The sequence below is a fragment of the Streptomyces purpureus genome, assembly GCF_014648195.1.
GTDB classification, from domain to species: Bacteria; Actinomycetota; Actinomycetes; order Streptomycetales; family Streptomycetaceae; genus Streptomyces; species Streptomyces purpureus.
Genome location: NZ_BMQQ01000017.1, coordinates 53,797 through 63,355, shown reverse-complemented (window position 1 = coordinate 63,355; position 9,559 = coordinate 53,797). Strand labels below are relative to the sequence as shown.

The window sequence follows — 9,559 nt, the reverse complement described above, 5'->3', positions numbered from 1 at the left end:
GTCACACCAGCCCCAGCAGTCGCAGGAAGCGCACCAGCCTCAGGGAGCCCCCGAGCCGCAGCAGGCGCCCGAGCCGCAGCAGCCGCAGCAGCCGCAGCAGGCGCCCGAGCCGCAGCAGCCTCAGGGAGCCCGCGAGCCGCAGCAGGCGCCCGAGCCGCTCCAGGCCCAGGAAGCCCACCAGGCGCCCGAGCCGCAGCAGCCGCAGCAGGCGCCCGAGCCGCTCCAGGCCCAGGAAGCCCACCAGGCGCCCGAGCCGCAGCAGGCTCCGGAGCCCCACCAGGCACTGGAACCGCAGGGACCCCAGGTGCCTGCGCCTGCCCCAGCAGAAACGGTCGTCCCGCAGGCCCCCGTGGCTCCCGAGGTCCCCGAGGCCACGTTTGTCCAGGTGGAGGGGTCCGTCCCGACGACCCCGCACCTCGCGCCGACCCCGGTGACCGAGGCCACCGCCCCCGAGGCACCCGGAGTACCCGAGGCCCCGGAGGCCGCCGAGGCGCCGGTGGCCGAGGCGCCTGTGGCGCAGGCAGAGCCCGTACCGGCCCCCGAGCCCGTCGTGGTGGCAGAGGAGGCCCCGGAGGCGCCCGCGCCCGCCGTCGTCCCCGCGCCGCGTGGGACGGAGCCGCAGCCCGAGCCCGAGGCCGCCGTCGAGCCTGTCGCCGCTGAGGCACCCCAGCCGGAGCAGGACACCCCCGGCCCCGACACCGTCCCGGCACCCCAGGCCGCCGAGCCTGCCGAAGCCGTAGAGGCCCCGGCGCCGCAGGCGCCCGAGGAGATCGCGGCCGAGGAGATCCCCGTCGTCCCCGACGACGTCCCGGCCGAGCAGCCGCCGGCCGTCGCCGAGGAGACCCCGGCCGCGCCCGCCGAGGCGCCCCAGCCCGAGCAGGCGGAGCAGCCGGCCGAGACCGCCGAGGAGGAGCAGCCCCTTGCGGCTGACGCCTCCGAGCCGGCCGAGCCGACCGGAGCCCCGGCGCCCGGCTACGACGACGCCGAGCGCGAGGCCGTCCTGCGGGTGATGCGCGAACGCCGCGACATCCGCAACGGCTTCCGCAGCGACCCCATCCCGCACGAGGTGCTGCTGCGCGTCCTGGAGGCCGCGCACACCGCGCCCAGCGTCGGCCACTCCCAGCCCTGGGACTTCGTCGTCATCCGCTCCGCCGAGACCCGCCGGACGATGCACGAGCTCGCCACCCGCCAGCGCGAGGCGTACGCGAAGTCGCTCCCCAAGGGCCGGGCCAAGCAGTTCAAGGAACTGAAGATCGAGGCCATCCTCGACACCCCGGTCAACATCGTCGTCACCGCCGACCCCACCCGCGGCGGCCGTCACACCCTCGGCCGGCACACCCAGCCGCAGATGGCCCCGTACTCCTCGGCTCTCGCCGTCGAGAACCTCTGGCTCGCCGCCCGCGCCGAAGGCCTCGGCGTCGGCTGGGTCAGCTTCTTCGACGAGCGCGAGATGGTCCGCGCGCTCGGCCTGCCGGAGCACCTGGAGGTCGTGGCCTACCTCTGCGTCGGCTACGTCGACGAGTTCCCCGAGGAGCCCGAGCTGATGCAGGCGGGCTGGTCCAAGCGCCGCCCGCTCTCCTGGGTCGTCCACGAGGAGACGTACGGCCGCCGCGCCCTGCCCGGCGAGGAGCCGCACGACCTGCTCCAGGAGACCGTCACCAACATCCGTCCCCTGGACGCGAAGGCGCTCGGCGAGGCGTGGGAGCGTCAGAAGCGGATGACGAAGCCCGCCGGCGCGCTCGGCATGCTGGAGATCATCTCCGCGCAGCTGTCCGGCCTCTCCCGGATGTGCCCCCCGCCGATCCCGGAGCCCGCGGCCGTCGCGATCTTCGCCGGCGACCACGGCGTGCACGCCCAGGGCGTCACCGCCTGGCCCCAGGAGGTCACCGGCCAGATGGTGGCCAACTTCCTCGGCGGCGGCGCGGTCTGCAACGCCTTCGCCGCCCAGGTCGGCGCCGAGGTCTGCGTCATCGACGTCGGCGTCGCCTCCGACCTGCCGGCCACCCCGGGGCTCCTGCCGCGCAAGGTCCGCCCCGGTACGGGCGACTTCACCACCGGGCTCGCCATGACCCGCGAAGAGGTCCTCGCCGCGATCGAGGTGGGCATCGAGACCGCCCGCGACCTCGTCGCCGCCGGGAACAAGGCGCTGCTCACCGGCGAGATGGGCATCGCCAACACCACGGCGTCCGCGGCCCTCATCTCCGTCTACACCGGGGTCGACCCGGCGGAGGTCACCGGCCGCGGCACCGGCATCAACGACGAGATGCACGCCCGCAAGGTCGATGTCGTCCGCCGCGCCCTCGACCTCCACAAGCCGGACCCGGCGGACCCGATCGGTGTCCTCTCCGCGGTCGGCGGCCTGGAGCACGCGGCCCTCGTCGGCCTCATCCTCGGCGGCGCGTCCCTGCGGACGCCGGTCGTCCTGGACGGAGTCTCCACGGGCGCGGCGGCCCTGGTCGCCCGCGCGATCGCCCCGGAGGCCCTCGCCGCGTGCATCGCCGGCCACCGCAGCGCGGAGCCGGGCCACGTCGCCGCCCTCAACAAGCTGGGCCTGCGCCCCATGGTCGACCTCGACCTGCGCCTGGGCGAGGGAACGGGCGCGCTGCTGGCGCTCCCGATCGTCCAGAGCGCGGCGCGCGCGATGCACGAGGTCGCGACGTTCGACTCGGCGGGCGTCACGGAGAAGTAGGCGGCCGTCCGCGCCGGGACCGTCGCCTTACGGAGTCCGCACCCACCGACACCCGGGTGACTCCGAGAGGGGCCGCGCAGGGGTCGGGGCCGGGACGTAGAGCGTGTTTTGTGGCGCATGACGCCGGGCAACCTCGCGGTCCGGGTCGCACGCGCCGTAAAACATGCAGTCCCGGCCCCGAGCCCCGGAGCGGCCCCCAACGGCAACCACCTGGTCCGGGCTCACCCCGCGGCGCCGCCCCAAAGGGGCCACCCGCACCCGCAGCGCTATCGTGGTCGCCGGGGCCCGCCATCCCCGCAACCCCTCTCACCAGCCGCTTCACCGCCGCAGCGGCCCCGCACACGCTACGCCCCCTCCGAGGAGCCGCACCGCCATGGCCGAGCAGCACGTCGAGCAGAACGTCGAGCACCCCGCCTACCCCGTCGGTCTGCGCCTCTCCGGCCGCCGCGTCGTCGTCCTCGGCGGCGGCCAGGTCGCCCAGCGCCGCCTCCCCGCCCTCGTCGCGGCCGGCGCCGAGGTCACGCTCGTCTCCCCGTCCGCGACCCCGTCCGTGGAGGCCATGGCGGAGGCCGGCGAGATCACCTGGCTGAAGCGCCGCTACGAGGACGGCGACCTCGCCGACACCTGGTACGCGCTGATCTCCACCAGCGACCCCGCCGCCAACGCGGCCGCCTCAGCCGAGGCCGAGCGGACCCGGACCTGGTGCGTACGCTCCGACGACGCCGAGGCGGCCACCGCCTGGACGCCGGCCACCGGCCGCAGCGAGGGCGTCACGGTCGCCGTGCTGACCGGCCGCGACCCCCGCCGTTCGGCCGCCGTACGGGACGCCATCGTGGAGGGTCTGCGCGACGGTTCGATCGCGGCGCCGCAGCACCGTTCCCGTACGCCCTTCGTCGCCCTGGTCGGCGGCGGCCCCGGCGACCCGGACCTGATCACCGTCCGCGGCCGCCGGCTGCTCGCCGAGGCGGACGTGGTGATCGCCGACCGGCTGGGCCCGCGCGACCTGCTGAGCGAACTCCCGCCGCACGTCGAGGTCATCGACGCCGCGAAGATCCCGTACGGCCGTTTCATGGCCCAGGAGGCCATCAACAACGCGCTGATCGAGCACGCCAAGTCGGGCAAGTCGGTGGTCCGGCTCAAGGGCGGCGACCCGTTCGTCTTCGGGCGCGGCATGGAGGAGGCCCAGGCGCTCGCGGCGGCCGGGATCGCCTGCACTGTCGTGCCCGGCATCTCCAGCTCCATCAGCGTGCCTGGCGCGGCGGGGATCCCGGTCACCCACCGCGGCGTCGCCCATGAGTTCACCGTGGTCAGTGGCCATGTCGCGCCGGACGACCCGCGCTCGCTGGTCGACTGGGCGTCGCTCGCGAAGCTCACCGGCACCCTCGTGATCCTCATGGGCGTCGACAAGATCGGCAAGATCGCCGAGGCGCTGATCGCCCACGGAAAGGCCCCCGGCACGCCCCTGGCCCTGGTCCAGGAAGGCACGACGGCCACCCAGCGCCGTGTCGACGCGACGCTGGCGACGGTCGCGGAGACGGTCCGGACCGAGGACGTACGGCCGCCGGCGGTCATCGTCATCGGTGACGTCGTCACGGAGGGCCCGGACAAGCTGGCGGCGACCACCGAGCACGCGACCACCGAGCACGCGGCTACCGAGTAGTCCGCGGCAAGCTCAGCGGCACACATTGGCACCACACCCCGGACAAGGCAGTATCACCCTGTGGCTGATCTCATCACCATCGAAGACCCCGACGACCCGCGCCTGCGCGATTACACGGGTCTGACCGACGTCGAGCTGCGCCGTAAGCGCGAGCCGGCGGAGGGCCTGTTCATCGCCGAGGGCGAGAAGGTGATCCGGCGGGCCAAGCAGGCCGGCTACGAGATGCGGTCGATGCTGCTGTCCGCGAAGTGGGTCGACGTGATGCGTGACGTCATCGACGAGGTCCCGGCACCGGTCTACGCGGTGCACCCGGACCTCGCCGAGCGCGTCACCGGCTACCACGTGCACCGTGGCGCGCTCGCGTCCATGCAGCGCAAGCCGCTGCCCGGCGCCGGCGAGCTGCTGACCACGGCCCGCCGGGTCGTCGTCATGGAGTCCGTCAACGACCACACCAACATCGGCGCGATCTTCCGCAGCGCCGCCGCGCTCGGTATGGACGCCGTGCTGCTCTCGCCGGACTGCGCCGACCCGCTCTACCGGCGCTCGGTGAAGGTGTCGATGGGCGCGGTCTTCTCCGTGCCGTACGCGCGTCTGGAGACCTGGCCGAGGGGCCTGGAGGCGGTACGGCAGGCCGGGTTCAAGCTGCTCGCCCTGACTCCTGACGAGAAGGCCTCCTCGATCGACGAGGCGGCCCCGCACCGCTTGGAGCGGGTCGCGCTGATGCTCGGCGCGGAGGGCGACGGACTGTCCACCAAGGCGCTGATGGCGGCCGACGAGTGGGTTCGTATCCCGATGGCGCACGGCGTGGACTCGCTCAACGTGGGTGCCGCGGCTGCCGTGGCGTTCTACGCGGTGGCGACGGGCCGCCCCCAGGACTGACGCCCGGCGGCCCAGACCGGCCCCCGCCGGGGCCGGTCAGCCCTGCAGGGCCTGCGCCGCCGCGATCCCGAGGGCCACGACCAGCGTCACCACGACGAAGACGAAGAGCCGCTGCCGCAGCAGACGCGGGTTGGCCGGCCTGCGGCCGGTGGAGGTGGTCCGGGCCCCCGTCCTGGCGGGCGGCCGCCCGCCACCGGTACGCGCCCCACCGGTGCGCGCGCCGGTGGTACGGGGCGCCTGCGCCCCCTGCGGACGCGAACCGCCGGTGCGCGGACCGGACGGGCGCGAGGACGGCCCCTGCGTACGCCCCTGCGTACCCCCCTGAGTGGTGGCGCGCTCCGTGTACCGCTCGGTGAAGCGGTCCGTCGGCCGCTCCTGCTCGATCCGCTCCCGCTGCGCCGGCGGCCTGGCCTCCGGCAGCCCCTGCGCCTCGCGCGCCGCGATCTCCTTGAGCCGCATGGACAGTTGCAGGGTGCTGGGCCGGTCCTCGGGATCCTTGGCGAGACAGGCGCTCAGCAGCGGCGCCAGCGCGTCCGGCACGCCGTGCAGTTGCGGCTCCTCGTGCACCACGCGGTAGAGCATGACCTCCGAACTGCCGTGCCCGAAGGGGGAGTCCGCCATGGCCGCGTACGCGAGGGTGGCGCCGAGCGAGAACACGTCCGTCGCCGGGGTGACCGCGGCGCCGCGCACCTGCTCGGGCGCGAGGAAGCCGGGCGATCCGACGGCGGTCCCCACATGGGTGAGTGTGCTGGCGCCGGTCGCCCAGGCGATGCCGAAGTCGATGATCCGGGGGCCCTTGGGGGAGAGCAGGATGTTCGACGGCTTCAGGTCGCGGTGGACGACCCCGGCCTCATGGACGGCCACCAGGCCCTCGGAGAGGGCCGCCCCGATCGCGGCGACGTCGGCGGCCCGCAGCGGGCCCTCGTCGGCGACCCGGTCGTGCAGGGAGGGGCCGGGGACGTACTGGGTGGCGAACCAGGGGCGGTCGGCCTCAAGATCGGCGGCGACCAGCCGGGCCGTGCAGCCGCCCCGGATCCGCCGCGCGGCGGACACCTCACGGGCGAACCGCGACCGGAACTCCTGGTCCTCGGCGAGATCGGGCCGGATCACCTTCAGCGCCACACGCTGACCGCGCCGGTCGGAGCCGAGGTACACGACCCCCATCCCGCCGGCGCCGAGGCGCCGGTGCAGCCTGAACGAGCCGACGGTCCGCGGATCCTCGCGCCGGAGCCGCATCATCGCCATGTTCGTCCCCTACCTGTCGGTGGGGAGGCCCCACCCCTGACCGTCCGTGGGGAGGCCCCACCCCGCAGCCGCGTTTATCCGTTTGACGTGGCACAGCTTACGTACCCCCGCCCCGGTGTGCTCATAGGCCGCGCCCTCCTGGACCGATCGATTGTCAGTGCTGGGTGGGAAACTTGAGGGGTGGTCAGGAAGCCGTGGACACACGGCTCCTTGCCGCGTGTGATTTCTCAATGATCCGTCGCGGAAGGGGGATTGGCTCGATGAAGGGTGACCGCGTGGAGATAGTCGTGGACGCGGGTGACACGACTCGGACGTACGAGGTGGTGGCCAGCAGGGCGGGCCGCCGGGTGGAGACGGCGGTGCGCAGAGGGGTGGTGGAAGTGAGCGAAGTCACCCGGAACGGAAGTGTGGTGCGGACGGCCCGCTTCATGGCGAACCGGGTACTGGCGCTCGTCGAACAGCCGGTCCCCAGGGACGACGCCGCGGCGGACGGCGCGGCCTGACCCCTCGGGGAAGTCCCCCACCTCTGGGCCCCCCTCTCCACCCTGGGGAGTACGCCGAACAGGGGTGACTCATCCTCCGGGAGGCCCGCAAGTAGGTACGCGGGCATGACGCCCGGGAGCGGCCCGGTCCCTACTGTTGAAGTCAAGCGGCGGGTGGAGCACTCGTCCCCCGAGGTCAGACACCCGCCGCTGCCAGACATGACAGGAGAGGAACCATGGCGAACACGGCAGCCCGCACGATGCCCCGCCCACAGGGCCGCCGCCACCCGCTGGTGGCCACGGCCATGGTCCTCCCTCTCGCGGCCCTGCTCGTGTTCGCCTTCGGCGGCTGGGAAGCGGTGGTCACACAGGCGTCGTCCGTGGGCGTGATGCTGGGGCGCTGAGCGGCGCCCCGGGACCTGGGAGAGCGGCCCGGGTCAAGGACATCCGGCCAACAACCCCGTGGGGACGGGGGTGCGGCGGACGGCAGCGTTTGGCCGGTCAGCTGGGGAGCTGACCGGCCATCGCGCTTTCCGGACGCGTACGCGGCACCATGCCCGGCCGGGGGCTGCCCGGAACCCCGCTTTTCCACCGGTGGACGCACGGCTACGGCAGCGTGCCCGCCGGGGGCGGAGAACCCGGGGGTTGCCCCGGGCCTACGGCGGCCGGGCTGCGGCGCTGCCCCTGCCGGGGCGGGAGCCCGGGGGCGAGCCCTATTCCCGCGCGGGGGCCCCGTGCCCGCCTGGGCGGGAGCCGCCCGCGACCGGCGAATTTCCCCACGCGGACGCGGGGCGCGCGGCATCGGCTCTGTCCGGGGACCGGGGCTGGCCCCGGGCCCACTTTTCGACCAGCGAACGCAGGCCGCGACACCCCTGCCAGGGCTGCCCGGGCCTCGCTGTCTCATCTGCGGACGTACGCCCGCTACACCGCCTCGCGGGAAGAGCGGAGTCGGGGCCCGCCCCCAGGCGCGCCTGAGCCGCCGGGCGCGGGCCCTGAACCCGCACTTCGCAGCGCTGCCGCCAGGCACCGGCGCCCCACGCGCTCCTTCCTCCGCCCGCCCGGCGATGCGCGGCGCCGGACCCCGCCCACTGGTCGGCCGTATCCGGCCTGATCTACGCGACACCCATAGGCTCTGAGCCGTGCACTGCGATCCGCCCCTTCTCCGGGCTCTCCATGACATCGCCCGCCGCGCCGCCCACCGGACCGCGCCCCCGGGGGCGTGCCCGGCCTGTGGAGGGGCGGCCGGGCTCGGGGGTGTGCTCGCCGACCGGGTCGACGGGACCGTCGTGCGGCATGGGGGCGCCGTGGCGAAGGCGCATGCCGCCGGGACGGACGAGCAGGAGCACCGGCTGCGGATCGGTGTCGCCGCGCACCCGCTGCTGGACGGGATCCTGCTGCCGCCCCTCCCGGCGGACGCCACACCGGCGACGCCGGAAGGCCGTCCCGTCACAGCCTGGCCGTACGGCGTTCCCGTGGACCCGCGTGACCCGGATGCCGCCCCTTGGGAGGAGACCGCCCGGCTGCTCGCCCGGCTCCATCAGGTGACGCCCGTCGCGCTGCCGGGGCCCCTGCCGGGCATGCGGGGCCCGGCCAAGGTCACGCTCGCCGTCGCCCGGATGCGGGCGGTGGGGGAGCGGCCCGGTACGGACGCCGTCGAAGCCGCCTGGCGGGCCCTGCCGCCCTGGGCCCGCGGTGAGGCCCCCGCCCCCGAGGGGCGGCCGACCGCTCTCTGCCACGGCGATCTCCACCTCGGCCAGCTCGTCCGCCACCCCGCCCCCGACGGCCCCTGGCTCCTCATCGACGTCGACGACCTCGGTCTCGGCGACCCCGCCTGGGACCTGGCCAGGCCCGCCGCCTGGTTCGCCGCGGGTCTGCTGCCGTCCGCGATCTGGGCCCGTTTCCTCGACGCGTACCGCGCGGCCGGCGGCCCGGCGGTCCCGGCGGACGGCGATCCCTGGCCGCGACTCGACGTTCCGGCCCGCGCCCTGACCGTCCAGACCGCCGCCCTGGCCTTCGCCAAGTCGGCCGCCGAGGGCCGCACCCCGGACGACGTCGAGCACGTGATGATCGACACGTGCGCCCGAATCGCGTCGCTCCGAACCGAGTTGGACGCCCCGGCGTCCTCGTAGAGGAAGCCATCATCACAACGGCAGGGAGTTGAGCCGAGCATGCAGTGTCCCAAGTGCCACGCAGCGATGCACACGTACAACCGCAACGGCGTCCAGATCGAGCAGTGCAGTGGCTGCCGGGGCATCTTCCTGGACTACGGTGAGCTGGAGGCCCTGACCCGCCTGGAGTCCCAGTGGGCCCAGCAGGCCCCGCCCGCGCCGCCCGCGCCGCCGGCCCCGCAGGCCTACCCGGCGGCGCCCGCCGCCCCCGCCTGGGGTGCCCCGCAGCACGGCCACGGCCACCACGGCGGCGGTCACTACCGCCAGCGCGGATTCGGCCGGATGCTCTTCTCCTCCTGAGTCTCTCCTCCTGAGCCCGCGTACGGGCCCGGCTGCCCAAGGCCGCCGGGCCCCCGCCCGCCCAGCAATCCCGGACCTGCAACCCCCGGAACACCAGAAAGCCCCCGTCCGCGAGATGCGGCCGGGGGCTTCCAGC

Annotated in this window: 8 protein-coding genes; 7 read left to right on the top strand and 1 reads right to left on the bottom strand. The window is 74.7% G+C overall.

What is annotated here, in order from left to right; translation table 11 throughout:
- From cobT to IEZ01_RS21460, 3 genes are all read left to right on the top strand, one after another.
- On the top strand, positions 1 to 2,689 hold a 2,689-nt coding region (gene cobT, locus IEZ01_RS21470), incomplete at its 5' end, for a nicotinate-nucleotide--dimethylbenzimidazole phosphoribosyltransferase (RefSeq protein WP_229833119.1).
- Between the two features lie 373 nt (positions 2,690 to 3,062).
- On the top strand, positions 3,063 to 4,349 hold the full coding sequence (cobA, locus tag IEZ01_RS21465) for a uroporphyrinogen-III C-methyltransferase (RefSeq protein WP_019884896.1): 1,287 nt from the start codon (positions 3,063 to 3,065) through the stop codon (positions 4,347 to 4,349).
- Positions 4,350 to 4,409: 60 nt separating this feature from the next.
- Positions 4,410 to 5,228 carry a TrmH family RNA methyltransferase gene (locus tag IEZ01_RS21460; RefSeq protein WP_019884894.1) on the top strand — a complete coding sequence of 273 codons (819 nt, stop codon included), beginning with the start codon at positions 4,410 to 4,412 and terminating at the stop codon, positions 5,226 to 5,228.
- A gap of 36 nt (positions 5,229 to 5,264) precedes the next feature.
- Here IEZ01_RS21460 and IEZ01_RS21455 read toward each other — a convergent pair whose 3' ends face one another.
- Positions 5,265 to 6,473 carry a serine/threonine-protein kinase gene (locus IEZ01_RS21455; protein ID WP_028797324.1) on the bottom strand — a complete coding sequence of 403 codons (1,209 nt, stop codon included), beginning with the start codon at positions 6,471 to 6,473 and terminating at the stop codon, positions 5,265 to 5,267.
- 260 nt (positions 6,474 to 6,733) lie between these two features.
- On the opposite strand from IEZ01_RS21455, the gene IEZ01_RS21450 reads away from it, so the two are divergent.
- The 4 genes from IEZ01_RS21450 (at position 6,734) to IEZ01_RS21435 (ending at position 9,423) form a co-directional block, all read left to right on the top strand.
- A complete protein-coding gene (locus tag IEZ01_RS21450) occupies positions 6,734 to 6,976 on the top strand; it encodes a DUF8836 family protein (RefSeq protein ID WP_019884891.1) in 243 nt (80 codons plus the stop codon).
- Positions 6,977 to 7,191: 215 nt separating this feature from the next.
- On the top strand, positions 7,192 to 7,359 hold the full coding sequence (locus tag IEZ01_RS21445; RefSeq protein ID WP_019884890.1) for a hypothetical protein: 168 nt from the start codon (positions 7,192 to 7,194) through the stop codon (positions 7,357 to 7,359).
- Positions 7,360 to 8,094: 735 nt separating this feature from the next.
- The gene (locus IEZ01_RS21440; RefSeq protein WP_189203239.1) at positions 8,095 to 9,084 is read left to right on the top strand and encodes a phosphotransferase family protein; all 990 of its coding nucleotides are present in this window, start codon (positions 8,095 to 8,097) and stop codon (positions 9,082 to 9,084) included.
- A gap of 39 nt (positions 9,085 to 9,123) precedes the next feature.
- Positions 9,124 to 9,423 (top strand): TFIIB-type zinc ribbon-containing protein, encoded by a 300-nt coding sequence (locus tag IEZ01_RS21435; protein WP_078513253.1) that lies wholly within the window; start codon positions 9,124 to 9,126, stop codon positions 9,421 to 9,423.
- Positions 9,424 to 9,559: the final 136 nt, after the last annotated feature.

Bases quoted from the DNA above. Each gene is read 5' to 3' on its own strand.
- cobA (WP_019884896.1), top strand. From the start codon at position 3,063: ATGGCCGAGCAGCACGTCGAGCAGAACGTCGAGCACCCCGCCTACCCC.
- IEZ01_RS21455 (WP_028797324.1), bottom strand. From the start codon at position 6,473: ATGGCGATGATGCGGCTCCGGCGCGAGGATCCGCGGACCGTCGGCTCG.
- IEZ01_RS21450 (WP_019884891.1), top strand. From the start codon at position 6,734: ATGAAGGGTGACCGCGTGGAGATAGTCGTGGACGCGGGTGACACGACT.
- IEZ01_RS21445 (WP_019884890.1), top strand. From the start codon at position 7,192: ATGGCGAACACGGCAGCCCGCACGATGCCCCGCCCACAGGGCCGCCGC.
- IEZ01_RS21435 (WP_078513253.1), top strand. From the start codon at position 9,124: ATGCAGTGTCCCAAGTGCCACGCAGCGATGCACACGTACAACCGCAAC.